Origin of the sequence: Corynebacterium ammoniagenes DSM 20306, from assembly GCF_001941425.1 — a bacterium.
Taxonomy (GTDB): domain Bacteria; phylum Actinomycetota; class Actinomycetes; order Mycobacteriales; family Mycobacteriaceae; genus Corynebacterium; species Corynebacterium ammoniagenes.
Genome location: NZ_CP009244.1, coordinates 2,093,594 through 2,117,815, shown reverse-complemented (window position 1 = coordinate 2,117,815; position 24,222 = coordinate 2,093,594). Strand labels below are relative to the sequence as shown.

The 24,222-nt window shown below is 53.9% G+C and carries 17 protein-coding genes, 3 rRNA genes and 1 other RNA gene; 14 read left to right on the top strand and 7 right to left on the bottom strand.

The window, feature by feature from the left end; genetic code table 11:
• The first annotated feature begins 69 nt into the window (after nt 1-69).
• From smpB to CAMM_RS09695, 3 genes are all read left to right on the top strand, one after another.
• Nucleotides 70-579 carry an SsrA-binding protein SmpB gene (smpB, locus tag CAMM_RS09705; protein ID WP_003847453.1) on the top strand — a complete coding sequence of 170 codons (510 nt, stop codon included), beginning with the start codon at nt 70-72 and terminating at the stop codon, nt 577-579.
• Nucleotides 580-687: 108 nt separating this feature from the next.
• Nucleotides 688-1,068, top strand: a transfer-messenger RNA (tmRNA) gene (gene ssrA / locus CAMM_RS09700).
• A gap of 144 nt (nt 1,069-1,212) precedes the next feature.
• Nucleotides 1,213-1,575, top strand: a complete 363-nt coding sequence (locus tag CAMM_RS09695; RefSeq protein ID WP_003847456.1) for a DUF488 domain-containing protein — start codon at nt 1,213-1,215, stop codon at nt 1,573-1,575.
• Between the two features lie 58 nt (nt 1,576-1,633).
• On the opposite strand, the gene CAMM_RS09690 is transcribed toward CAMM_RS09695, so the two are convergent.
• Nucleotides 1,634-1,816 carry a hypothetical protein gene (locus tag CAMM_RS09690; RefSeq protein WP_003847458.1) on the bottom strand — a complete coding sequence of 61 codons (183 nt, stop codon included), beginning with the start codon at nt 1,814-1,816 and terminating at the stop codon, nt 1,634-1,636.
• Here CAMM_RS09690 and CAMM_RS09685 point away from each other — a divergent pair.
• The 9 genes from CAMM_RS09685 (at nt 1,815) to rrf (ending at nt 15,304) form a co-directional block, all read left to right on the top strand.
• Nucleotides 1,815-3,530: an AbgT family transporter gene (locus CAMM_RS09685; RefSeq protein WP_003847460.1), complete on the top strand. Its 1,716-nt coding sequence runs from the start codon at nt 1,815-1,817 to the stop codon at nt 3,528-3,530. The two genes, CAMM_RS09690 and CAMM_RS09685, sit on opposite strands and share 2 nt — an antisense overlap.
• A 2-nt stretch (nt 3,531-3,532) precedes the next feature.
• Complete coding sequence (locus tag CAMM_RS09680) at nt 3,533-4,909, top strand: M20 family metallopeptidase (protein ID WP_003847462.1); 1,377 nt, start codon at nt 3,533-3,535, stop codon at nt 4,907-4,909.
• Nucleotides 4,910-5,204: 295 nt separating this feature from the next.
• Nucleotides 5,205-6,236, top strand: coding sequence for a siderophore ABC transporter substrate-binding protein (locus CAMM_RS09675; RefSeq protein WP_003847464.1), 1,032 nt, complete (start codon nt 5,205-5,207; stop codon nt 6,234-6,236).
• Between the two features lie 168 nt (nt 6,237-6,404).
• Nucleotides 6,405-7,400, top strand: coding sequence for an ABC transporter permease (locus CAMM_RS09670; protein ID WP_003847466.1), 996 nt, complete (start codon nt 6,405-6,407; stop codon nt 7,398-7,400).
• A 25-nt stretch (nt 7,401-7,425) separates the two neighbouring features.
• Nucleotides 7,426-8,439, top strand: coding sequence for an iron chelate uptake ABC transporter family permease subunit (locus CAMM_RS09665; protein ID WP_003847468.1), 1,014 nt, complete (start codon nt 7,426-7,428; stop codon nt 8,437-8,439).
• The gene (locus CAMM_RS09660) at nt 8,436-9,191 is read left to right on the top strand and encodes an iron ABC transporter ATP-binding protein (RefSeq protein WP_003847469.1); all 756 of its coding nucleotides are present in this window, start codon (nt 8,436-8,438) and stop codon (nt 9,189-9,191) included. The genes CAMM_RS09665 and CAMM_RS09660 overlap by 4 nt, the downstream gene beginning before the upstream one ends.
• 731 nt (nt 9,192-9,922) lie before the next feature.
• Nucleotides 9,923-11,448 (top strand): 16S ribosomal RNA (locus CAMM_RS09655).
• Between the two features lie 503 nt (nt 11,449-11,951).
• Nucleotides 11,952-15,030, top strand: a 23S ribosomal RNA gene (locus tag CAMM_RS09650).
• Nucleotides 15,031-15,185: 155 nt separating this feature from the next.
• Nucleotides 15,186-15,304: ribosomal RNA gene (rrf, locus tag CAMM_RS09645) — 5S ribosomal RNA — on the top strand.
• Together the 16S, 23S and 5S rRNA genes form the textbook arrangement of a ribosomal RNA operon.
• Before the next feature lie 549 nt (nt 15,305-15,853).
• Here the strand turns inward: rrf and CAMM_RS09640 are convergent.
• From CAMM_RS09640 to CAMM_RS09625, 4 genes are read right to left on the bottom strand one after another with little or no spacing between them, the layout of a single operon-like run.
• Nucleotides 15,854-16,999: a pyridoxal phosphate-dependent aminotransferase gene (locus CAMM_RS09640; protein WP_003846547.1), complete on the bottom strand. Its 1,146-nt coding sequence runs from the start codon at nt 16,997-16,999 to the stop codon at nt 15,854-15,856.
• A 5-nt stretch (nt 17,000-17,004) separates the two neighbouring features.
• Nucleotides 17,005-17,646, bottom strand: a complete 642-nt coding sequence (locus CAMM_RS09635; RefSeq protein ID WP_003846545.1) for a DUF3239 domain-containing protein — start codon at nt 17,644-17,646, stop codon at nt 17,005-17,007.
• Between the two features lie 57 nt (nt 17,647-17,703).
• Entirely contained in the window at nt 17,704-19,335 is a 1,632-nt protein-coding gene (locus CAMM_RS09630; RefSeq protein ID WP_003846543.1) for a DNA repair helicase XPB, read from the bottom strand.
• Nucleotides 19,336-19,379: 44 nt separating this feature from the next.
• Entirely contained in the window at nt 19,380-21,599 is a 2,220-nt protein-coding gene (locus CAMM_RS09625) for a helicase-associated domain-containing protein (protein ID WP_003846541.1), read from the bottom strand.
• A 65-nt stretch (nt 21,600-21,664) separates the two neighbouring features.
• Between CAMM_RS09625 and CAMM_RS09620 the strand changes: the two genes are divergently transcribed.
• Nucleotides 21,665-21,850 carry a hypothetical protein gene (locus CAMM_RS09620; protein WP_003846539.1) on the top strand — a complete coding sequence of 62 codons (186 nt, stop codon included), beginning with the start codon at nt 21,665-21,667 and terminating at the stop codon, nt 21,848-21,850.
• A gap of 186 nt (nt 21,851-22,036) precedes the next feature.
• Here CAMM_RS09620 and CAMM_RS09615 read toward each other — a convergent pair whose 3' ends face one another.
• Nucleotides 22,037-22,660 carry a resuscitation-promoting factor Rpf1 domain-containing protein gene (locus tag CAMM_RS09615; protein WP_003846537.1) on the bottom strand — a complete coding sequence of 208 codons (624 nt, stop codon included), beginning with the start codon at nt 22,658-22,660 and terminating at the stop codon, nt 22,037-22,039.
• A 501-nt stretch (nt 22,661-23,161) separates the two neighbouring features.
• Between CAMM_RS09615 and CAMM_RS09610 the strand changes: the two genes are divergently transcribed.
• A complete protein-coding gene (locus CAMM_RS09610) occupies nt 23,162-23,545 on the top strand; it encodes a cold-shock protein (RefSeq protein ID WP_003846530.1) in 384 nt (127 codons plus the stop codon).
• Nucleotides 23,546-23,653: 108 nt separating this feature from the next.
• Here CAMM_RS09610 and CAMM_RS09605 read toward each other — a convergent pair whose 3' ends face one another.
• On the bottom strand, nt 23,654-24,220 hold the full coding sequence (locus tag CAMM_RS09605; RefSeq protein WP_003846529.1) for a DUF2771 domain-containing protein: 567 nt from the start codon (nt 24,218-24,220) through the stop codon (nt 23,654-23,656).
• Nucleotides 24,221-24,222: the final 2 nt, after the last annotated feature.

Sequence of the window (24,222 nt, the reverse complement as noted above, 5' to 3'; positions counted from 1 at the left end):
CGGACATGCGTAAGGCATGTCCGTTTCTTTCTTGAATAGGGGGCCTGCCTGCAGGTAGGGTTTAATGCTATGGCTAAAAAGGGCAAAAAGAAAAAGAATGCGGTGGGCGCTGACGGTACACAAACGTTAGCGACCAACCGTCGTGCCCGCCATGATTATAAAATTCTCGAGGAATTCGAGTGTGGCATTGTCTTGCTGGGCACGGAGATTAAATCACTACGTGAAGGCAAGATCTCTTTAACGGATGCTTTCGCAACCGTAGATAACGGCGAAGTCTTCCTGCGCAATCTGCACATTCCGGAATACTCCATGGGTTCGTGGACTAACCATTCACCCAAGCGCACCCGGAAACTATTGCTCCACCGTCGTGAAATCGACCGGATCATGGGCCAAGTCCGTGATGGCAATAAAACGCTGATTCCGCTGAAGGTTTATCTCCGTAACGGATATGCAAAGCTAGAGCTAGGTCTTGCACAAGGTAAGCAAGACTACGACAAGCGCGAAGACATCAAGCGCCGTGACCAAGACCGGGAGATTACCCGGGAGTTGGGCCGTCGCATCAAAGGCATCAATGCCTAACCTCTGAGCCGACGAAAGCCAAAAGCTTGTTCGTCGCTTGTGGGAATTAATCGCGCTGTTGTAGTGTTGTTAAGAATGTAGGAAGATGCACATCCCGCCTACATCAATGGGGTTGATTTGGTTTCGACTTCGCTCATTGAGCCAGGGGAAGCGTGCCGGTGAAGGCTAGAGACCACCGTTAAGCGTCGTAGCAACCAATAAACGCAGAGAAAAACTCTCAGCGTGACTACGCACTCGCTGCCTAATTTCAGCGATGCGTGTCTGTCAGCCTAGGTTTCGTTCCTGACCTAGAACCTGGCATCGACTAAGGAACTTGCCGTCTGGTTGGGTCGACAGGGCCAGACGGGACTTCTACTGGCGACTGGGCTCATCATCCGGAGCGTGTTCGTCCGAGCCGGAGAGCCGAGTAGAGATCCCGCGCGAACTGCGCACGGAGAAGCCCTGGCGAGATGACGGAGGACCCGGGTTCAAGTCCCGGCAACTCCACTCCATAGCCCCAGCTCAACATCGTTTGAGCTGGGGTTTTCTCTTTTTCTCACCACCTGACGCTGACAAAGATCTAGGGTGGAAGATAGATAGTTCCTCAAGAAATGAGGAGCGGTATGGGAAAATATGGGAAGGAGACATACGAAAATGATTAAAACCGTAAAAGTCCATGATTACACCTCGGGCAAGGAAACAGCTCCGGGCAAGAAGGTATTGGTGGATAGGATGTGGCCACGCGGGGTGAAAAAGGAAGATCTGCCGGGGCATTGGCTCAAAGATGTGGCGCCGTCGCCTGACCTGCGCAAGTGGTTTGACCATGACGAGGATAAATTCAAAGAATTTTCCAAACGGTATAAGTCAGAGCTGACAGAATCTGATTCCAGCGGCAATGAAGACTTGGCCGAGCTGGTGGAGATGGTCGAAGACGGGGATGTGTCTTTGATGTATGCGGCCAAAGACCACGAAATCAACCATGCGGTGGTTCTCAAAGAGTGGCTGGAATCCAAATAGCTGGTTTCTTCGGTGAATTTAATTAGGCACTCCGGTGTGCACGTTTGAATTTACTTTCTTAGCTAAGCGCTGCATTTGTGCTGATATTGGCGATATTGCGGGCAATTGACAGCATTGCGTTGATAACAATTTGATACCGCAGCTCATAAATCGCTTGAGATGTGTCATAAGCCTCATTACTTTGGCGAGGTACGTTGTCACGAAAAGTGACGGACGCAACCGGCTTGAAGGAGAGCGCCATGGCCAAAGACAATGAACATGAACTCCATGACGATCCAGGCAACGCAGCACACACTGGGGGAGTGGCGGAGCCTAGCTCCGCATTAGATACCAAAGGCGAGTCGAAGAACGCAGACTCGGATGCATCCGATAACACGTCTACGGGTGCGAAGTGGCTTGATAAGTTTTTGAGCGGCATTGAGTATGTCGGCAATAAGCTGCCGGAACCTTTTACTATCTTCCTCGGGCTCTTCCTGATTACAGGTGTATTATCCACGATCTTTGCGTGGCAGAATATCTCCTTCCAAGTACCTGGCAGTGACGAGGTACAAGAGATCCATGGGCTGTTTACCGGTGAAGGCCTGACGTGGCTAACCACGACCATGGGAGAAAACTACATCGGTTTCCCGCCGCTTGTTACCGTCTTGCCCATTTTGTTGGGTGTCGGTATTGCTGAGCGTTCGGGCATGTTGTCTGCGCTAATTCGCAAACTTTTCGGTTCCGCGCGGCCTGCCATTTTGCCCTATGCCGTCGGTGTTATCGGCGTGACCGGTTCGGTCATGGGCGACGCAGCATTCGTGGTCATCCCACCGTTGGCAGCCATGGTCTTTAAGGCAGCAGACCGTCACCCAGTGGCAGGTTTGCTGGGTGGTTTCGCCGCCGTCGGTGCCGGTTATTCCACAGCGTTGGTACCAACTTCGCTGGATGCACTATTCGCCGGTATTTCCACCGCGGTCATGGAGACTTTGCCGGACTTTGATTTCCAAGAAGTCACCGCCGTATCCAACTACTTCTTTAACATCGCATCGTCCATCGTGCTGGGCCTGATTGCCGGCTACATCATTGACAAGATTTTGGAACCACGCATGTGGGGTCAAGACGTTCCGACTGCCGAAGACATTGACCCGGAAGAAGCGAAAGAGCGCGGCGACCGCGACGCGGAGGGCAATGAACTTTCCGCAGAACTTTCCGGGGAAGAATCCCGGGGTCTTATCTGGTCGCTTATTGCTACTGCGATTTTGACCGTAGTCATCGTGGCGGCGGTTATGGTTCCTGGTTCCCCGTGGCGCAATGAGTCCGGTGGCTACCTGCCAGAATCGCCGCTGCTGAGCTCCATTGTCTTCATCATTTTCATCTACTTCATTGTGATGGGCTTGGTCTACGGCTGGGTTGTCAAGACCATCCGTGGCATGAAGGATGTCGTGGACATGATGGGCCAGTCTTTGGCCTCCATGATGAGCTTTTTGGTCCTCGCCTTCATCCTGGGTCAATTCGTTGCCCTATTCTCGTGGACCGGCATCGGTACCTATACCGCGGTCAAGGGCGCGGCCTTCCTGGAACAAATTGGCCTAACCGGCTTCCCAGCAATTTTGGCGTTCTGTGTCCTTGCCTCTTTGTTGAACCTGCTTATTATTTCCGGTTCGTCCATGTGGACGCTGATGGCAGCAGTCTTCGTGCCGATGTTTGCTTTGCTCGGTTACGAACCAGCCTTTATCCAGGCAGCTTTCCGCGTCGGCGACTCCGCAACGCAGATTATTACTCCACTTAACCCATACCTCATCGTGATGCTGGGCTTGCTGCAACGCTATGAACCTCGCGCCGGTATTGGCACGATGATGGCACGCCTTATCCCGTTTGTGATTCCATTCTGGGTAGCGTGGGCAGTGCTTTTGGGCGTGTGGTACTTCGTGGATCTACCACTGGGACCAGGCAACGACATCTTTATCGGTGGTTAAACATGAATTCTGAGCACTCACAACCGCAAACGCCCTCGACTTCCTTTTTGGACGCAACCTCGGCTCTTATTAAATCGCGGGTGGCAGCAGAAGCAGATGCACAAGGCGGCAGTGACCTGCAGCTGGATGCCTATCCGCAGCAGTCCGCGGTCTGGGCGGCGGTCGATGGGGAAGTGGCCAAGCTACAGTCAGACCTGGATTTTATCGTCGAGGATCTACACGCCCACCCAGAGTTGGCTTTTGAAGAGGTGCGTTCGCAAAAAGTCTTGGCAGGGATCATCGACAAGCATGGGCACGCCGTCGACCTAGGGCCCTACGGTGTTGGCACTGCCTTCGAGGCTGCTGTGCAATCCCCGGGCTTTGATGCAGCCGTGCATCCCAGCATCGTCATCATGGCGGAATATGATGCCTTGCCGGACATTGGTCATGCCTGTGGTCACAACGTCATCGCCGCAGCAGGCGTGGGGGCTTTCCTTGCGGCGGCGAAAGTATTGGCATCGCCCGCGGCGAAAGGGCTGGAAGGCCGAATAGTTTTGCAGGGCACTCCCGCAGAGGAAGGCCACACGGGCAAGGAATATATGATCCGCGGCGGCAGCTTAGAAGGCATTGATGCCGCGGTGATGATTCATGGATTTGGTTATGACATCGCATCACATGCTTGGGTAGGACGGCGTTCGGCAACGGTGAAATTCCACGGGATTGCAGCCCATGCCAGCTCGCAGCCATTTATGGGCAAAAATGCTCTCGATGCAGCCTCGTTGGCCTACCAAGGTCTGGGCCTATTCCGGCAGCAAATGCCACCGAGTGATCGCTTGCATGCGATTATCACGGAAGGTGGGCACCGTCCTTCCGTTATTCCAGCTGAGGCCACGATGGAGTTATACGTGCGTTCTTTGGGCGTGGATGCTCTCATGGATATTTCCGCACGCGTTAATGACATTGTCCAAGGTGCAGCGCTGATGGCTGGATGCGGGTATGAGATCGAGTGGGATCCGCACCCGATGTCACTGCCGGTGCGCAATAACCAGGCGATGTCCGCCCGGTGGGCGCACGCGCAAAGCCTGCGCGGTCGGGTCGCGCTGCCAGAAGGAATCGTGCCGGAGACACTTGCGGCATCGACTGACTTCGGAAACGTCTCCCAGCGCGTGCCCGGGATTCACCCCATGGTGAAAGTGTCTCCCAGTGATGTGGCTTTGCATACGGAAGACTTCGCGCACTGGGCACAAACACCGCAGGCACAACGCGCCGCTTATGATTCGGCTGCTGGTTTAGCGCAAGTGACTTTGGATCTGCTCGGCGATCCGACGTTATTGCAGTCCGCGCGCGAGGAATTTGCGGCAGCGGGTGGGGTTGTGGAAGTAGAAAAACTGCAGTCGTAGCGGTGTGCTACGGTGAGTTGTGTATCACAGACCCACCTAAAGAGTGTGCGGCTCATAGTCTGCGTAAATTTGAATACTATGCAGGTGGGGCCGCATTTCCTGCAGTTTGGCGAAGGTCGGGGTGGTCATTTTTTTACGGCGTGGATACCCCCGTAGGAGAATTGGGGTCTTGTAACTTACCCTAACCTCAGTTAGGTTAGCCTTGTCAGAGCTTAGGGGAAGCTAACTCTTTTCTAGCAATTCCCATAAAGCCTGGAAGAAACTTAAAAAACTTGAGAAAGGCTTACCTACAACCATGAAGATTCGTCACGCCCTTGTGGCTTCTGTTGCTGCGGCATCGCTGGTATTGGCATCGTGCTCCAACTCGGAGACTGACTCCGCAGACTCAACTGCAGCTGATACTGCTGCATCTGAAGGCTCGACCGATGAGGCCGCGGCCGGCGAAGGCGAACTAGTTGTTGAAGACAACTTCGGTGAAAAAACCGTGTCCATGCCAGTAGAAAAGCCAGCGGTTACTGATAACCGCGCTTTTGAGCTTCTGGCGGAATGGGATGTGGAATTGGCTGCGGCACCCATTACGTTGATTCCAGATTCCTTGTCGGATACCTACAACGAAGAAACCATCGAATTCGATCTTGGTTCCCACCGTGAGCCCAACCTGGAAAATATTGTCGCGGCAGAGCCGGACTTAGTGTGGAATGGTCAGCGTTTCTCCCAGCACGGTGAAGACATCGAAGAGCTTGCTCCCGATGCTACCTTGGTTGACTTCACCCCGCGCGATGGTGAGCCACTGGATGCGGAACTTATCCGCTTGACTGAAAACCTGGGCAAGATCTTCGGCCACGAAGAAGAAGCTCAGCAGCACATCGATGACTTCAACGCCGCTCTGGAGCGCGCGAAGGAAGCCTACGATCCAGAAAAGACCGTCATGGCGGTCAACACCTCCGGCGGCGAAATCAACTACATCGCGCCATCGGTTGGCCGTACCTGGGGCCCACTGTTTGATTTGATTGGCTTTACACCATCCCTGGAGGTTCCAGAAGGTTCCTCCAACCACGAAGGTGATGACATCTCCGTTGAGGCTATCGCGGAATCCAACCCGGATTACCTCATGGTCCTCGACCGTGACGCAGCCGTTTCTTCCGATGAACCGGACTACTCACCAGCATCTGATTTGATCTCCGAAAGCGCCGCGCTGCAAAACGTCACGGCAGTGGAAGAGGACAACATCATCCTGGCTCCTACGGATACCTACACCAATGAGAACATCGTGACCTACACCGAGATTCTCAACCTCATCGCCGACGCATTTGAGGCACAGAATTAATTTAGCCAGGGTGCACACCTTGCGCTTTGATAAAAGCTAGGGTGCACAGTGCTTGACGATGAATGCCGGTTGACCTTGGGGAATGAGACCCTAAGGCCTCAACCGGTTTTCGGTTTGAAAGAATAAGTGATTATGGACAATCCCTCGAACTCGACGCCTACGGCGCATATGCCGGGAGCGGGTTCTGAGTTGGCGACACCTCAGCGCCGATCCCGCGGCAAGTTATGGAACTGGAAGCTTTCTCTAGCCACGCTTGGCGTCGCTATCTTATTGATTGCGTCGTTGTCCGTGGGCGAATACAGCATTCTTTCCGATGACTTCGGATGGGAAATGTTCGGGATCACCCGCGTTCCGCGCACTATTGCACTGGTTCTCGCTGGCGCAGCCATGGCCATTTGTGGCCTAGTTATGCAGCTGCTGACGCAAAACCGCTTCGTCGAACCGACAACCACCGGTACCACCGAGTGGGCCGGGCTCGGGTTGCTGATGTGTTTGATCTTGTTCCCGCAGTCATCAGTACTGGTCAAGATGATTGTTGCCGTGATTTTTTCCTTCATCGGCACCATGATCTTCTTCCTCTTCCTACGCCGAGTAACACTGCGCTCGTCCATGGTCGTGCCCATCGTCGGCATCATGCTCGGCGCAGTCATTGGCTCAGTATCCTCTTTCTTTGCTTTGGCCACCGATTCGCTGCAACAGCTTGGCATCTGGTTCATGGGTTCGTTTACCTCTGTGTACAAAGGCCAATACGAAGTTCTGTGGGTTGTCCTCGTTGTCGTAATCGCCGTCTTTTTCTTCGCGGATAAGCTCACTGCCGCAGGCTTGGGCGAGGATATCGCCACCAATATTGGTTTGAACTACAACCAGGTCTTACTGCTGGGAACCGCATTGGTGTCCATCGCCACTGGTGTGGTCACCGTGGTCGTTGGCTCCCTGCCATTTTTGGGCTTGATTGTTCCCAATATCGTCAGCATGTTCCGCGGTGACGACCTGCGCTCCAACCTGCCGTGGGTCTTGCTACTCGGCATCGCCATCGTCACCGTCTGTGACCTGCTGGGCCGCGTGATTATTTCACCATTTGAAATGCCAGTGTCGGTTATTTTGGGAATCGTCGGAGCCATCGTCTTCGTTGGTTTGATTGTGAGGTCGACTCGTGGCAAATAAAGAACGCGCTGCAGTGGCAGGCCCAATGAAAAAAGATTCGCGCCACGTCGGCGCTTTCCAGTCGGCGACAGCGGCCCGCAAATACTGGATCATGATTATCGCCATGTCCATTTTGGCGGCGCTATTTTCCTTCGGTCTTTTGGCCTATGAAAACCCGATGGAATTTGGCACCCGCGGCTTTTGGCTCATCGCCAATCGTCGCCTCGATGGGGTAATCGCCATGGCCTTGGTGGCAGTCTGCCAAGCCGTGGCCACCGTGGCATTTCAAACGGTGACCAATAACCGAATTTTGACGCCGTCAATCATGGGCTTTGAATCGCTCTATCGAGTAATTCACACCGCCACCATCTTCTTTTTCGGCGCGGTAGGTCTGAACAATGCCCGCACCGTAGAGATGTTCGTCGTGCAGCTCGTCCTCATGGTCTTTCTCTCGCTGCTGCTGTACTCCTGGCTGCTCACCGGAAATGCCAAAAACATGCACGCCATGTTGCTCGTCGGCATCGTCATCGGTGGCGGACTAGGCTCCATCTCGACGTTTATGCAGCGTCTGCTGACCCCCAGTGAATTCGATGTCTTAACCGCTCGGCTTTTCGGTTCGGTTACCAATGCCGATACTGAGTACTATCCCATCGCCATTCCGCTCATCATCGGTGCCACGGTGTTGATGTATCTAAACTCGCGCCGCCTCAATGTGCTGGCGCTCGGGCGGGATGCCTCGATCAGCTTGGGTGTTAACCACAAGGTCAATGCGATATACACCTTGGTTTTGGTCTCCATTTTAATGGCAACAACGACCGCGCTTGTCGGTCCGATGACCTTCCTGGGCTTCCTCGTTGCCACCTTGGCTTATCAATTTTCTGATACTTATGACCACCGCTATCTCTTCCCGATGGCCGCGGTAACTGGCTTTACGGTGCTCACCGGCGCATACTTCATCATGCGGCACGTGTTTTATGCACAGGGCGTAGTGACTATCATTATTGAGTTAGTAGGCGGTTCTGTGTTCCTGTACGTCATCTTAAGAAAGGGACGACTGTGATTACTCTGACTGACGTCACAAAGGCGTATTCATCAGAAACTGAAATTGGTCCCGTCAACCTTGAAATCCCAGCTGGCGGTATCACCGCGCTGATCGGCCCCAATGGTGCCGGCAAGTCGACGCTGCTGACGATGGTCGGCCGCTTGCTCGGCATGGATGCCGGCGAGATCAAGGTCGCCGAAATGGATATTGCGACCTCCAAGTCCAAAGACTTGGCAAAGATCATCTCCGTTCTCCGCCAGGAAAACCACTTCATTACCAAGCTGACCGTCCGTCAGCTCGTGGGCTTCGGTCGCTTTCCCTATTCCAAGGGCCGCCTGACCGATGAAGACGAAGAGATTATTACCAAGTACATTGACTTCCTTCACTTGGGGCCTTTGGAAGACCGCTACTTGGATCAACTCTCGGGCGGTCAACGCCAACGTGCCTACGTCGCCATGGTGCTATGCCAGGAAACAGACTATGTACTTCTTGATGAGCCACTAAACAATCTGGACATCGCACACTCGGTGGAAATGATGCGGCACTTGAAAGAAGCTGCCGAGCAGCTCGGCCGCACCATCATTGTTGTATTGCACGACATCAACTACGCAGCGCGCTATGCCGAGTACATCTGCGCCGTGAAAGATGGACAAATCGTCGCATTCGGTACCCCAGATGAAATCATGCGAGAAGAAATCCTGTCGCCAATCTTTAATACGCGAATCCAAGTCATTGATGGTCCCGGTGGACTACTTGCTTGCTATCACTAACTAGCAAATGGCGAGTATCCAGAAACCTACTCGACTTTGATTCACATCAACGCCCGCTACCAACTTCGGTAGCGGGCGTTGTGTCTTTTCACGACAACACAAACCACGCGATTGTTGAACGAGGGGCAGAAACTAGAGATATCCTGCGGAAATAGGGGAGGTGAAGATGGCGATTTGCCTTCCTCATCGAAGATCAACTACCTTTATGGATGTCGCCGAGAGGTTGCCGCAAGGTAAACGCAAAGCGACTCAACGAAGAACTTCAAAGCAAGGATTTGACACGGTCGAATCGATAGCGTAAGTTCAATAAAGCCGCTTAAGAGCGGGGCTAAAGATAAAAAGCTCCAATCGAGTGTGCGATTGTTGTCTGAGAACTCAATAGTGTGCCAATGTACTAGATTTTATATTTTTGTCTGTGTTGTGTGGATGGGAATTATGTTGGACTGAATAGGCTTTTTGGTTTGTTTGGTTGTTGGTGTGTACCGGATGCCGCTTATCGTTTGTAACGGCGGTATTGTAAACATGAAAATTTGTTGAACGGTGCATATTGATTTTGATGTAATTGTTGTCTGCTGATGCAGTTAAAACACTTTTACCTTACCTAGCTAACTTTGGTTGGTTGGGTTTGTTGATTTCTTTATGTAGTAATTTTTGGTCAGCTTCACACATTGCAGTGATGTTTTGTGTGTTGTTTGTCTTTTTTGGTTAGGTTTTGGGCTTTTCACAGCCTTTTTGTGGAGAGTTTGATCCTGGCTCAGGATGAACGCTGGCGGCGTGCTTAACACATGCAAGTCGAACGGAAAGGCCTGTACTTGTACAGGTACTCGAGTGGCGAACGGGTGAGTAACACGTGGGTGATCTGCCCTGCACTATGGGATAAGCTTGGGAAACTGGGTCTAATACCATATAGGACCACTTCTTGGATGTTGTGGTGGAAAGCTTTTGCGGTGTGGGATGAGCCTGCGGCCTATCAGCTTGTTGGTGGGGTAATGGCCTACCAAGGCGGCGACGGGTATCCGGCCTGAGAGGGTGTACGGACACATTGGGACTGAGATACGGCCCAGACTCCTACGGGAGGCAGCAGTGGGGAATATTGCACAATGGGCGCAAGCCTGATGCAGCGACGCCGCGTGGGGGATGACGGCCTTCGGGTTGTAAACTCCTTTCGCTATCGACGAAGCCACCTTGGGTGGTGACGGTAGGTAGATAAGAAGCACCGGCTAACTACGTGCCAGCAGCCGCGGTAATACGTAGGGTGCAAGCGTTGTCCGGAATTACTGGGCGTAAAGAGCTCGTAGGTGGTTTGTCGCGTCGTCTGTGAAATCCCGGGGCTTAACTTCGGGCGTGCAGGCGATACGGGCATAACTTGAGTGCTGTAGGGGAGACTGGAATTCCTGGTGTAGCGGTGAAATGCGCAGATATCAGGAGGAACACCGATGGCGAAGGCAGGTCTCTGGGCAGTAACTGACGCTGAGGAGCGAAAGCATGGGTAGCGAACAGGATTAGATACCCTGGTAGTCCATGCCGTAAACGGTGGGCGCTAGGTGTAGGGGGCTTCCACGTCTTCTGTGCCGTAGCTAACGCATTAAGCGCCCCGCCTGGGGAGTACGGCCGCAAGGCTAAAACTCAAAGGAATTGACGGGGGCCCGCACAAGCGGCGGAGCATGTGGATTAATTCGATGCAACGCGAAGAACCTTACCTGGGCTTGACATATACAGGATTGGGCTAGAGATAGTTCGTCCCTTGTGGTCTGTATACAGGTGGTGCATGGTTGTCGTCAGCTCGTGTCGTGAGATGTTGGGTTAAGTCCCGCAACGAGCGCAACCCTTGTCTTATGTTGCCAGCACGTGATGGTGGGGACTCATGAGAAACTGCCGGGGTTAACTCGGAGGAAGGTGGGGATGACGTCAAATCATCATGCCCCTTATGTCCAGGGCTTCACACATGCTACAATGGTCGATACAATGGGCAGCGACATCGTGAGGTGAAGCGAATCCCTGAAAGTCGGCCTTAGTTCGGATTGGGGTCTGCAACTCGACCCCATGAAGTCGGAGTCGCTAGTAATCGCAGATCAGCAATGCTGCGGTGAATACGTTCCCGGGCCTTGTACACACCGCCCGTCACGTCATGAAAGTTGGTAACACCCGAAGCCAGTGGCCTAAACTTGTTAGGGAGCTGTCGAAGGTGGGATCGGCGATTGGGACGAAGTCGTAACAAGGTAGCCGTACCGGAAGGTGCGGCTGGATCACCTCCTTTCTAAGGAGCTTTTAAATTAAACATCTTTGCTGTCACACGGTTGTGTGGCGCGGGTGTTGGTGGTTGATGGCCCGAGTGTGGTCATGCCACCGAGTTTGAATCGGAGTGGAAACACACCGGCAGCCATGATGGGCTGCTAACACAAATTCTTGAAACACATAGTCATGGACAATATTTAAATCTGGATATTGCATTGGTGCACTGTTGGGTGTCTGGGACAGCAATCCACTTTATGTGGGTTGGTCCTGGTGCTTGCATCACGAAACACATACTAAAGACTCTTTGCTGAGTGGGTGTGTGGTTGGTGGTGTGGGGTGTTGTGTGAGAACTGTATAGTGGACGCGAGCATCCACCACACGAGTGCTTTTGAAGTGTTTGTGTGGTGTGTGTAATTTTTCTTATTTTTTCTGTGAGAACGTCGCATACCAACTTTGGTTGGTGTGTGTTTAGTATTTTTTAGTTATGGTTGTTCACCCCCATGCACTTTGTGGTGTGTGGGGTGTGTGTTTGTTATTTAAGGGCGCATGGTGGATGCCTTGGTATGCTGGGCCGATGAAGGACGTGTAAGGCTGCGTTAAGCCTCGGGGAGTTGTCAATTGAGCGTTGATCCGAGGATGTCCGAATGGGGAAACCCGCCTGCCGTTATGGGTAGGTACCTGCTGATGAATTCATAGTCAGTGTGGGGGTTATACGTGGGGAAGTGAAACATCTTAGTACCTGCAGGAGGAGAAAATAAATAATGATTCTGCTAGTAGCGGCGAGCGAACGTGGATGAGGCTAAACCGTGTGTATGTGATACTTGGTAGAGGTTGTGCATGCGGTGTTGTGGGGCCATGATTTTCTGTTTCTACCAGGACAGAGCGCGCATTGTGTTGTTAGGTGAAGTGGGTTGGAATGCCCGGCCGTAGAAGGTGAGAGCCCTGTAGGTGAAGATAGCATGGTGTGTGTGTTGTGGTGCCCGAGTAGCAGCGGGCTCGTGGAATCTGCTGTGAATCTGCCGGGACCACCCGGTAAGCCTAAATACTCAGTGTGACCGATAGTGTATGAGTACCGTGAGGGAATGGTGAAAAGTACCCCGGGAGGGGAGTGAAATAGTTCCTGAAACCATGTGTCTACAATCCGTCAGAGCCCCTTGTTGTGTGGGTGATGGCGTGCCTTTTGAAGAATGAGCCTGCGAGTCAGCGGCATGTCGCGAGGTTAACCCGTGTGGGGTAGCCGTAGGGAAACCGAATCCTAACGAGGGTGGTAGTGGCATGTCCTGGACCCGAAGCGGGGTGATCTACCCATGGCCAGTGTGAAGCGATGGTAAGACGTCGTGGAGGCGCGAACCCACGTAGGTTGAAAACTGCGGGGATGAGTTGTGGGTAGGGGTGAAAGGCCAATCAAACTCCGTGATAGCTGGTTCTCCCCGAAATGCATTTAGGTGCAGCGTCGTAGTAGCTTGGTGGAGGTAGAGCTACTGGTTGGTTGAGCGGGACTATCATCTTAGCAACATCAGCCAAACTCCGAATGCCATCAATTGTGTTCTACGGCAGTGAGACTGTGGGGGATAAGCTTCATAGTCGAGAGGGAAACAGCCCAGATCGCCGGTTAAGGCCCCTAAGGGTGTGCTAAGTGGAAAAGGATGTAAGATCGCGAAGACAGCCAGGAGGTTGGCTTAGAAGCAGCCATCCTTGAAAGAGTGCGTAATAGCTCACTGGTCGAGTGGTTTTGCGCCGACAATGTAGTGGGGCTCAAGCACACCGCCGAAGCCGCGGCAATATATTTTTATGTATTGGGTAGGGGAGCGTCGTGCATGGTATGAAGCGGTACTGTAAGGAGTCGTGGACTGTGTGCGAGTGAGAATGCAGGCATGAGTAACGAATTGGACAGTGAGAATCTGTCCCGCCGGATGACTAAGGGTTCCTGGGTCAAGTTCGTCTTCCCAGGGTGAGTCGGGACCTAAGGCGAGGCCGACAGGCGTAGTCGATGGATAACCAGTTGATATTCTGGTACCCGTATATGCGCGCCCGTGGTAAAGCATTGATACTAACCACCCACAAGCATGGTACTTGCGCCTTCGGGCAAGAGTGTTGTGTGCGTGCGTGGGGCCTGAAATGTGGTCCAAGCGATGGGGTGACACAGGGAGGTAGCCATGCCACTTATTGGATTGTTGGTGTAAGCGTGTAAGCCGAGTGATAGGTAAATCCGTTGCTCATATGGTTAAGGCGTGATGCGGAGCCTTTATTGGTGAAGTTGGTGATCCTGTACTGTCGAGAAAAGCCTCTAGCGATGTGTGTATATGGCCCGTACCCTAAACCGACACAGGTAGTCAGGTTGAAAATACTAAGGCGTTCGGGATAACTGTGGTTAAGGAATTCGGCAAATTGCCCCCGTAACTTCGGAAGAAGGGGGACCCACTACGGTGATGTCATTTACTGGCTGAGCTGTGGTGGGTCGCAGAGAATAGAGGGAAGCGACTGTTTATCAAAAACACAGGTCCATGCGAAGACGTGAAGTTGAGGTATATGGACTGACGCCTGCCCGGTGCTGGAAGGTTAAGAGGACCGGTTAGGACACTTTTGGTGTTCGAAGCTGAGAATTTAAGCCCCAGTAAACGGCGGTGGTAACTATAACCATCCTAAGGTAGCGAAATTCCTTGTCGGGTAAGTTCCGACCTGCACGAATGGCGTAACGACTTCTCTGCTGTCTCAACCACAGGCCCGGTGAAATTGCACTACGAGTAAAGATGCTCGTTACGCGCGGCAGGACGAAAAGACCCCGGGACCTTCACTATAGCTTGGTATTGGTGTTCGGTTCGGTTTGTGTAGGATAGGTGGGAGACTGTGAAGCTGCAACGCTAGTTGTGGTGGAGTCGTTGTTGAAATACCACTCTGATCGGATTGGATACCTGAACCTTGGCCCATGATCTGGGTTGGGGACAGTGCCTGGTGGGTAGTTTAACTGGGGCGGTTGCCTCCTAAAATGTAACGGAGGCGCCCAAAGGTTCCCTCAGCCTGGTTGGCAATCAGGTGGTGAGTGTAAGTGCACAAGGGAGCTTGACTGTGAGACTGACTAGTCGAGCAGGGACGAAAGTCGGGACTAGTGATCCGGCACCTACTTGTGGATGTGGTGTCGCTCAACGGATAAAAGGTACCCCGGGGATAACAGGCTGATCTTCCCCAAGAGTCCATATCGACGGGATGGTTTGGCACCTCGATGTCGGCTCGTCGCATCCTGGGGCTGGAGTAGGTCCCAAGGGTTGGGCTGTTCGCCCATTAAAGCGGCACGCGAGCTGGGTTCAGAACGTCGTGAGACAGTTCGGTCTCTATCCGCCGCGCGCGTTGAAACTTGAAGAAGGCTGTCCCTAGTACGAGAGGACCGGGACGGACGTACCTCTGGTGTGCCAGTTGTTCCGCCAGGAGCAGGGCTGGTTGGCTACGTACGGAAGGGATAACCGCTGAAAGCATCTAAGCGGGAAGCCTGTTTTGAGATGAGGTTTCTGTTGAGGTTCCCTACAGACTATAGGGTTGATAGGCCAGACCTGTAAGCATTGTGAGATGTTAAGGCTACTGGTACTAATGCACCGACAAACTAACACACCAAACACGTTGTGGTTTGGTTAACGCCATGTAACGAGAAAATACTTGTTCCGCACAGTAACAAAATAAGACACCCACGTATGTGTGTGTAACGCGTCCACTATGCAGTATCTGACATAACACCCGTAGCACCAGGTATTGGTGTTCCGCATGTTTGTCGGTGGAAATAGCGGCAGGGAAACGCCCGGTTACCCATTCCGAACCCGGAAGCTAAGCCTGCCCGCGCTGATGGTACTGCACCCGGGAGGGTGTGGGAGAGTAAGTTACCGCCGACATTAAAACAAACAACAACTACATATAGATAATGGACAGACCCGAGATAGGCCACAGTGCTCATCTCGGGTCTTTTCCACGTTTTACCCCTTATGTGTTGCACGGACATTAGGATAGTAGGAGACAATCTTCTTGTAGGTGATGACCTTCTTCTTTAGGTGGTTCGAGGATTACCGGTTGGAAGATCTTGAGACTTCAGTCGATCTGGTCGTGCTGTTAGTCTCGTCGTTCTGAGTACTTGCTGCCACAGACATCGAGTCGTTTCCTGAGCTTCAAGAGCTGCTCCTGCGAGCTATAGGTTGATGACACAAGACGTTGCACCTAGACGCCAGAGCATGGTCGAGATTGATTTCGTGTTGGTAGTCTAGGCCGTTGTGTCGTGCAGACGTTAGGTATGGAGTCAGGATTTGAAGAGTCTTACATGTGCTTGCGTAAAGGCCGCCGCTCTATATAAGGACCTAGCTCTAATTGGTATCTAAAAATGACGCAGCGTGGGCCCAGCAGTACTGCCGAAGCAGTTGGAGTAGGCCCACGCGTTCATGGTTCCGGCTTTAAAGCCTGAATAGGGGAGTCTGTGCCAGTCGTTCGGAGGCCTCGCGTAGTACGTCGTGGCGTTTGCAGAAGGCGAAGCGAACAAGCGGCTTCCAGGTGTCTTTATAGTCACTGAAGCCAGCGAGGGGAATGGCAGCTACTCCTTGAAGCTCTGGGAGACCTAGGCAGTAGTCGGTGCCGTCAGAAAAGCCGAGAGGGCTGACATCGGCCACGATGAAGTAGGTTCCTGCGGTATCAAAGACTTTGAGTCCGGCGTTCTTTAATCCCTGGGCCAAGATGTCTTTTCCCGTTGCGAGGCTATCTACCATTCGGTTGAGCCATGCCTTTTCATTGTTTAAGGCATGCGCGACTGCTGGTTGAAAAGGCGTGGGGCCGACGTAGGTCATGAACTGTTTGGCTTTGATGACACCATCCAGTAACTCTGGCTCGGCAATGGCCCAGCCGGTCTTCCAACCTGTCGCATTGAAGGACTTCGCAGCAGAAGAGCTGGTGATGGTGCGCGCTTTCATACCCGGCAGCTCCGCAATGCGGGTGTGTTCATTATCGTCGAAGATGAGGTGTTCGTAGACCTCATCCGATAGAACCGTCAGATCGTGCTTGACGCAAATGCGCGCGAACTCGTCCAGTGCGGCCCGGGAGAATACAGACCCGGTGGGGTTGTGCGGGGAATTGATTATGACCATGGAGGTATCAGCGGTAATAGCCGCTTCAAATGCCGCAGTATCTAAATCCCACGTCTGGTCTACTTGCCGAAGCGGCACAGATACCCGCTTCGCGCCTGCAAGAGCTATAGCGGCGGCGTAGGCGTCATAGAAGGGGTCGAAGACAATGACCTCAGAGCCAGGCTCCACGTGGCCTAACACGGTAGCGGAGATGGCTTCAGTGGCACCAACGGTAATGAGAACCTCATCGATGCCCACGCCGCGATAGTCGGCAACAGCGGAGCGCAGGATATCCATGCCTTTGCCCGGAGCATACTGGTTATTTCCTCGTGCGATTTCGCGGCGGGCTATTTCCAACATCCGCGGCGGACCATCGGTATCAGGAAATCCCTGTCCTAGGTTGATGGCGTTGTGCTTGACCGCCGCAGCGGACATGGTGGCAAAAATAGTCTCACCAAAGGGCTGCAACCTGCGTACTGTCATGCATTTTAGAGTACCAAGAGGTCGTACTTCGTTGCTTTCACATCGGTTAAACGCTTGCGAGCGCGTTCCAGAATTTGCCATTCTTCTTGCGGAATGGATTTCCGCGCAATGGTCACGACTTCTTGGTCGGGCGTTCCCCAGGCAATTGGCATGGGAGAGATCTGCTGCCAGTGGTCGCGCTCATTGGAATTGATCTGCCCGGATACAGCAGCGACTGGGACCTTGGTGCCCACCGTGCGCGTCGTAATGCCAGGAATGCTGCTGACGGTGCGCAGGGTCGCAGCCCACCGGGGAGGCAGCTTGGGGTCAACATTGGTATTGACCAAGGCCATGAGCACCATATCGCGCTCATTGACTTCGACAATGGTTGCCGGAGCCAGAGGGTAGCGGTCGTAGAGATCCTGCGCCGTGCCCACCTTGCGTGCGGCGAGTACGCCGACGATCGCACACATAATGCCAAAAAGACCCAGTCCGATGCCGACGGTAATACGCCAGTCTGCATCAATAAACATATAGGTCGCAATACCCGCGATAATTAATAGCAGACCCATGATGAGGCCGGAGAGGCGCAAGCGCCCCGAATCCCGCAGCAGCTCATTGTGCTTCTTCGCGAAATCTTCGTCGACCTCAAACTTAAAAATCTTCATTGAGTCTCAATTCTTATTTATCCCGGCGGATCGGGTTGGGTAGGGCAGCAGGTGGGCTTAAAGGTCGCTCGCGTCCAACAAGCGATAGGCATAGCCTTGCTCAGCCAAAAAGCGCTGGCGATGCAAAGCATAAGTGGCATCAATACTATCGCGAGTGACCAAAGTGTAAAACGTCGCTTCGCCGCCATCAGCCTTTGGACGCAGCAGCCGGCCGAGGCGTTGGGCTTCTTCCTGGCGCGAGCCAAAAGTACCCGAGAGCTGAATAGCGACCGCAGCCTCCGGCAGGTCGATGGAGAAATTCGCCACCTTGGACACCACGAGGACTTGGATCTCACCGTTGCGGAAGGCATCGAAAAGCTTCTCGCGCTCCGCATTCGAGGTCCTGCCATGAATCAGTGGGGCATCAAGGCGCGCGGCAATATCTTCGAGTTGCTCGACATAGCCACCGATGATGAGCATTTGCTGTTGCGCATGCTTGTCGATGATCTCCCGCACCGCCTCAAACTTCGCGTCGGCCGTGGCAGAAATACGGTAGCGATCGCGGTTTTCCGCGGTGGCGTAGACCATGCGCTCTTCCGGATTCATATCTACGCGTACTTCCACGCAGTCCGCGGTGGCAATGTAGCCGGACATTTCTAATTCTTTCCACGGGGCGTCATAACGCTTGGGGCCGATGAGCGAAAAGACATCGCCTTCGCGGCCATCCTCGCGCACGAGAGTAGCCGTTAAGCCCAAACGACGCCGTGATTGCAGATCGGAGGTCATCCGAAAGACAGGGGCGGGGAGAAGATGTACTTCGTCGTAGATGACGAGACCCCAATCGCGGGAATCAAATAGCTCGAGCGCGCGATATTCACCTTTGGTCTTGCGCGTGACCACTTGATAGGTGGCGATGGTTACCGGCTTGATTTCCTTTTTCTCCCCGGAGTATTCGCCAATCTCATTTTCCGTCAAGGTGGTGCGCCGCAGCAGCTCATCACGCCACTGCCGCCCAGCGACGGTGTTGGTGACCAGGATGAGAGTGGTGGCTTGTGCCTTGGCCATCGCCGCCGCACCGACGATGGTTTTGCCGGCACCACAAGGCAAGACGACGACGCCGGAGCCGCCCTCCCAGAAAGATTCGGTGGCATATTCCTGATAATCGCGCAGGTGCCAATCCGATTGGTTAAGGGCAATGGGATGGGCTTCGCCATCGACATAACCCGCGAGGTCTTCTGCGGGCCAGCCGACTTTGAGCAGCTCTTGTTTAAGCCGGCCGCGCTCGGACGGCGGGACCGATATCGTTAGGTCATCGATACGCGCTCCGAGCATGCCACCAATTTTCTTATGCCGGACTAGCTCTTCGATGATGGCGTGTTCTGCAGATTCCAAAATCAGGCCATGAACTGGTGATTTCGAAATGTGCACGCGGCCGTACCGGGACATGGTTTCGGCGATATCGACTAACAACGCCTGCGGTACGGGAAAACGCGAATAAGAATCTAGAACGTGCACGGCTTGCTCAGCGTCGTGGCCAGCGGCCTTGGCGTTCCATAGCGCCAGGGGAGTAATGCGATAGGTGTGGATATGTTCAGGCGCGCGCTCTAGCTCCGCAAAGGGAGCGAGCGCGGCGCGTGCCTCGTGTGCCTGTGGGTGATCGACTTCGAGCAACACCGTCTTATCAGACTGCACAATCAGCGGACCATTCATTCCTCCCAGTTTAGGTGAGGTATCGACTTCTTCCTAGTTTCGGCTTAGTCCAGCACCACGGCAGAAATGCGATGTAGCGGGAAACGCACCGTATTCGTTCCCACCAAAGCATCCACTTGCCCGCCATCGATGCGCAGGGGAGTAGCGCCCACGGTCGTCGGCTCACCGTGTTTATTAGCGTAGGTGATTTTTACCGGGTGGCTGCCGCGCGCCGCCGCGCGCAAGACAGCGGTGAAATCCTCCGCTGAGGCAGCAGTTTGCTGCTCTGTTGTCTCTTCCGGTACGTCGTGGTGGCCATGCATGGTGGAGACGAGGTGCGCGACTGCGCGCTCGACGTGCTCGTCTTGCGCCAGGGACCGACTCTGCTTTTTCGCGGGCTTGGCAGCAGGCACCACCGCCGGTTCAGGGCGCACGTCAATGGAGATGCCAGATTCGTCTTCGGCTGCGGGACTAAAGCCTTGGTTGCGCAGCTCTTCGAGGATTTGCGATAGCGGCACATTAGAGACAGCGACCGTGGGCGCGATTGAGCGCAGTTCTGGAACAGCGGCTACTGCTTGGGACAGCAACGCGGTGTCATCGCTGCGGACATAGCAGCGTACTGCCGATGAGCGAAGCGTGCCGTGGCTGCGCGCGACGTCATCGATAAGCACAATGATGCCTTCGGGCACCTCGCCCCAAGTGTGACTGCGGAGAAAATCCATCATCTCCGCGGCGGTGAGCGAGGAGTCCAGACCCCGGCGCAAAGACTCGTGGTCAAAGCGATACACGCTTGCTAAACCAGGTGATTCCAGCGTGGCAAACGATGACAAGATGCGTTGTACCTCTGGAGTGAGTGGGCCTGGGGCCATCGCCGTGTGATCGGCTTGGATAATAAACTGTTCAATCGGCTCGGGGCATAAACTGCTGGTGGCCTTAAAAGACTCGCGCACCACGGCGGTTGCTCGCCCGCGAGAGACCACGCCTATCCAGCGAACTTCCTGGAGCAGGTGAGCAATCGTGTCCTTTTTGCTGTGCATCGTGGCCAGCGGGTGCAAGAAGGCAAAGAGCGACCAGAAGGAATCATCGGAAAGCTCCGTGCTCGCTGCGGTGAAAGTGTGCACCACCAACGCGCGTAGTTCTGGCAGACGTGGGTTATCGACTTCCGGATCGATGCCACGCTGGGAATTCCAATACGCCGAATCCATGCGCTCCCAGCCCTCGAGGAGTACTTTCCAGCGCTCGTCCAATGGCGAATCCAACCACTGCATAGCCTGCATGGTCGGAGCCAGGAAGTTACCTTCTAAACCTTCAGGTTCTCCCCGGCCCAAAAGCCGCGCGGCAAATCCCAACGCTAAAAGAGCCTTGGTTTCTTTGTCATCTTTATTGACGTCTTGCGCAATCTGCGTAACTTGGCGAATGCCTAAAGCCTTATTTTTCAACAACGCTTGTGGTTTGCGCGCGAGTGAATCGATGACCCGGTCCATGGTATAGACCACGTCCAGTCCCGCAGCGGTGCCCGATTGATCGGCCTTGGTTTCTTCCTCCGCTGCGCTATCGCGGCGATTTTGGTCAGCGTCGTCGCCGACAAAGGTGCGCAGCTCTACTGGGGCTTGCAAGGGAATAACCGTGGGTTTTAGCCCTTGCATCGCCTGCCGCGTGGTGCGCGGCAGGGCAATGGTGTGCTCACCGTCGGCGGTGACGATGCCCTGGGCTATTAGATCTTTGAGGTCTTGCGAGGCAGCGAGCTTGGAGTGCGCTCCGATCGTGACCATCGATCCACCAGCCCGCGCGATAGTGGCCAGTACCTGCCGTTTCTCAGCGCTGAGCCCACGTACTTCGTCCGCGCTGAATTCGGGTTGTTCTAATAACGACAGATCAGTGGGTAGGGCTTGCATCACCCGTGGGAGCAAGCTGTAGCTATCTGGTGTGCCTGCGTTAAAAATTAGGGCTTTGCTGCGTAAGCTCTCAAGTGCTGGCTCTGGTGCAAAAGGCAGCAGTGGGGCGATGTCGGCGACAGTGACTGGTTGTAGTTCTGCCCCTGTGCGAGATAGCGCCTCGATAATGGCGAGCTCTGCGGCGGTGCACCGTGACAACGCCAAGGCTATGGAGCCCGGCAGCAGCATGCGCGTGGCTAGAGCGTTAATATCCGGGGGTATTGGGATGGCAGTATCGCGGCGATGCGATAAGACCGCGTCGAGGTCTGATTTAGACAGCGTGGCCAGCCAGTTCTTAAATTCCTTGACCTGGTCGCGACGTTGCGGGGAGGATTTTTGCGCAGCAGACATAATAACTTCCGAGTTTAGCTACCGTTGAGTTACTTTTTCGCTCCGGGTTTGGCACAATAAGAGGTATGTCGAATGTAGAGAAGAAGGGCCACGTTTCCCCGAACTGGCCGGTTAGTGAACGTGATCATGCCGTTACCGAGATTGTCGCACCATTTACCGGCCCACCAAGCCCATGGGGCGATGACACCGTGCTGCCGTTGCCACAGGAGAAGCTGAACTACGTTCACCCTTATACCCGCATTAACCGCTAAAGCTATCTTCGCGTAAAAGCGAAGGCTTCAGCGAACACCAGCCCCATCACGTCCCGCCTCGGCGGAAAATGATGGGGCTGATTTGTGTCTTCACATCACAAGTGACGAAAGCACAAGCTATGAAAAAGGAGCCTGCCACCGAAAGGTGACAAGCTCCTTGAATCTTTACGCGTTAGGTCAAGTAAATTACTGAACCTGTGCCAAGATTGGGTCGATGGTGCCGCGGTTAGCGCTGTAGAAAGCGTTGAAGTCGCCGCGGTTAGCGTTGTAGGCATCGGTGACTACAGATGGAACCTGCACGCCGTAGCTGTTGAGGGTGTCAACAACGAGCTTGTACACCTGATCGGAAGCTACCTCGTTGGAAGAGGAGTTCTGCACCGACTGCTGAACTACCGCTGGAGCATCTGCCGGAGCGGAAGGCTGCGGTGCTGGCGCGCTGCGGTCGGTAGGTGCGGAGTTCAAGCCGAGCTGTGAGGAGCAAGCTGGCCATGCGCCCCAGCCCTGTGAAGCAAGGGTGCGCTCTGCGACGACGATCTGCTGTTCGCGAGATGCCTGGTCTGCGGTCGGTGCGAATTCGCCACCGCCGTGTGCCTGCCAGGTGCCTGCAGAGAACTGCAGACCACCGTGGTAGCCATTGCCGGTGTTGATGTTCCAGTCGCCGCCGGACTCGCACTGTGCGAGGCGGTCCCAGTCAGAATCCGGAGCAGCGGCTGCGGTTGGTGCCATCAGTGCAGCAGCTGCACCGAAAGCGATGGTGGTTGCTGCGAACTTCGTGCCAACGGAGTTGGTCTTAGCGGAGTGGCTTCCCATTTCAGTATTCCTCTCTTACCCGCAAGATTGTGGTCCGGTTAGAATCGATGATGTTCAATCGTTTAAAAGTCTCTTGCACTTATTCGTGACTGCTGCGCCAAATGCAGGGTCGGACTCGAATGCGGGAGTCCCTGCGGCAGCAGTCTTCAAAGCGCCTGCCGAACACTGTAACGGTTTATAACGAATCAGTCACGTTAATCTATCGTTTCGTGACCTTTTGGAATTTTTTCCACACAGGAAACGTTGAAAATAGGGTGATTGCTGCAGTTCAGTGGCGGCCAGCGAATTGCCAAGAATTGACTATGAGATGGACCACATAATCTTGTCACGTCGCTTTTTGCGCCGGATTTAGAAGAATTTTGGCTTCAGTACGCGCTTCGTCATGGAGTGTGAAATCGGCGGCAGAAATCATGACTATGGCAGGAGTTGCCGCTTGGGTAATTCCTGCATTTCACGGTAAAATATGTACTTCCCTAATATAAATCGAAAGTGGTGAGCCCTATGCCAATCGGCAAAGTTAAGTGGTTTGACGCTGAAAAGGGTTTTGGCTTCGTCTCCAACCCTGGAGATGAAGATGTCTACGTCGGTCGCAACGTGCTTCCTGAGGGCGTCGAGGAGTTGGTCCAAGGCCAGCGAATTGAGTTCGACTTTGCCGCTGGACGTCGTGGCCCACAAGCCCTTCGTGTAAAAATCCTTGAGACGCCTCGACGCAGCGTAAAACCTGCGCGTAAGCCAGATGAGCTGGCAAGCATGCTCTCGGACGTCATGACCTTATTGGAGACGCAGGTGCAGCCGGTGTTGGCGCAAGGTCGCTACCCTGAGCGCAAGACTGGCCGCCAGGTGGCTGAAATCCTGCGCGCCATTGCCAAGGATCTTGATAGCTAATCCAACACGGTGCAGTGTTCCTCTATATATATAGGTATCGCCCTACAGTTTAGAAACTGTAGGGCGATTGCCGTTTTACAGGCGTTCAGCGCAGAAGACGCGCATAGGCTACTCCTGGGCTTCTTGTTCTGCCATTTCTTCATCACTCATCGTCGATAGCGACCACACGGAGGAATACGGTTGTTCTTCACCGTTTTCATCGGCGCCAACCAAAACAGCAGAGACCTCGACGACAATCAACTTGGGGCGTTCGTCGCTCTCCGAAGCCTCAATCGGATCTACGGATCCTGGGATTTCTACGGTCTCGACTTCGCCGGCGCCGTGGCGGGTTTCATCATTGGCAGCAGGGTTATCGTAGATGCTGAGTACTTGCCACTGGTAGCGGCTAATATCATCCGGGATGTCTAGCTTTAAGGTGTCATCTTCACCAACATACATGTTGGGAACTTCACCTTCGGGGCACTCGGTGCCGGGAACACAGACTAGATAGGGTGCCACTTCCATAGATTCATCCCCGACGGTAGCGGTGATGCGAATGTCATTGGGATGGGCGCCGGGGCGGCTATTGGCCCAGGACTGAAAGAGCACTACCGCAACGACGATAACGACAACAGCGATCAAAAGCGCTAGGACTTGAATGAGCGTTTGTTTTCTTGCCTGCTTGCGAGTAGCCATGA

What these genes read in the sequence shown, in the direction of transcription:
- smpB (WP_003847453.1), top strand. Translation starts at nt 70, where the DNA reads ATGGCTAAAAAGGGCAAAAAGAAAAAGAATGCGGTGGGCGCTGACGGT.
- CAMM_RS09695 (WP_003847456.1), top strand. Translation starts at nt 1,213, where the DNA reads ATGATTAAAACCGTAAAAGTCCATGATTACACCTCGGGCAAGGAAACA.
- CAMM_RS09685 (WP_003847460.1), top strand. Translation starts at nt 1,815, where the DNA reads ATGGCCAAAGACAATGAACATGAACTCCATGACGATCCAGGCAACGCA.
- CAMM_RS09690 (WP_003847458.1), bottom strand. Translation starts at nt 1,816, where the DNA reads ATGGCGCTCTCCTTCAAGCCGGTTGCGTCCGTCACTTTTCGTGACAAC.
- CAMM_RS09680 (WP_003847462.1), top strand. Translation starts at nt 3,533, where the DNA reads ATGAATTCTGAGCACTCACAACCGCAAACGCCCTCGACTTCCTTTTTG.
- CAMM_RS09675 (WP_003847464.1), top strand. Translation starts at nt 5,205, where the DNA reads ATGAAGATTCGTCACGCCCTTGTGGCTTCTGTTGCTGCGGCATCGCTG.
- CAMM_RS09670 (WP_003847466.1), top strand. Translation starts at nt 6,405, where the DNA reads ATGCCGGGAGCGGGTTCTGAGTTGGCGACACCTCAGCGCCGATCCCGC.
- CAMM_RS09665 (WP_003847468.1), top strand. Translation starts at nt 7,426, where the DNA reads ATGAAAAAAGATTCGCGCCACGTCGGCGCTTTCCAGTCGGCGACAGCG.
- CAMM_RS09640 (WP_003846547.1), bottom strand. Translation starts at nt 16,999, where the DNA reads ATGACAGTACGCAGGTTGCAGCCCTTTGGTGAGACTATTTTTGCCACC.
- CAMM_RS09635 (WP_003846545.1), bottom strand. Translation starts at nt 17,646, where the DNA reads ATGAAGATTTTTAAGTTTGAGGTCGACGAAGATTTCGCGAAGAAGCAC.
- CAMM_RS09630 (WP_003846543.1), bottom strand. Translation starts at nt 19,335, where the DNA reads ATGAATGGTCCGCTGATTGTGCAGTCTGATAAGACGGTGTTGCTCGAA.
- CAMM_RS09625 (WP_003846541.1), bottom strand. Translation starts at nt 21,599, where the DNA reads ATGTCTGCTGCGCAAAAATCCTCCCCGCAACGTCGCGACCAGGTCAAG.
- CAMM_RS09620 (WP_003846539.1), top strand. Translation starts at nt 21,665, where the DNA reads ATGTCGAATGTAGAGAAGAAGGGCCACGTTTCCCCGAACTGGCCGGTT.
- CAMM_RS09615 (WP_003846537.1), bottom strand. Translation starts at nt 22,660, where the DNA reads ATGGGAAGCCACTCCGCTAAGACCAACTCCGTTGGCACGAAGTTCGCA.
- CAMM_RS09610 (WP_003846530.1), top strand. Translation starts at nt 23,162, where the DNA reads ATGCCAATCGGCAAAGTTAAGTGGTTTGACGCTGAAAAGGGTTTTGGC.
- CAMM_RS09605 (WP_003846529.1), bottom strand. Translation starts at nt 24,220, where the DNA reads ATGGCTACTCGCAAGCAGGCAAGAAAACAAACGCTCATTCAAGTCCTA.